A 263-nucleotide genomic window follows, 5' to 3' on the forward strand; every position below is an offset into this window, starting at 1 on the left:
CTTTAAATAAATACCTTGATGCAAATCTACGGAGAGAGAGGGATTCGAACCCTCGAGACGCTTGTGACGCCTACACGATTTCCAATCGTGCTCCTTCGGCCAGCTCGGACACCTCTCCAAGAATGCCTCCCCGAACAGGACTCGAACCTGTGACAACTCGATTAACAGTCGAGTACTCTACCAACTGAGCTATCAGGGAACGTTAACAGTTAAGGAGTATGAAGTGTCGAATCATATCCGCTTGGCGACGTCCTACTCTCCCG

General features: G+C 49.8%; 2 tRNA genes. Both read right to left on the reverse strand.

The window, feature by feature from the left end:
- Positions 1-29 precede the first annotated feature (29 nt).
- Positions 30-118 (reverse strand) — tRNA-Ser (locus QMG93_RS35145).
- An 8-nt stretch (positions 119-126) separates the two neighbouring features.
- Positions 127-199: transfer RNA gene (locus tag QMG93_RS35150), tRNA-Asn, on the reverse strand.
- Positions 200-263 lie beyond the last annotated feature (64 nt).

This window comes from Paenibacillus tyrphae, assembly GCF_027925525.1.
In the GTDB taxonomy this organism is placed as follows: Bacteria; Bacillota; Bacilli; order Paenibacillales; family NBRC-103111; genus Paenibacillus_G; species Paenibacillus_G tyrfis_B.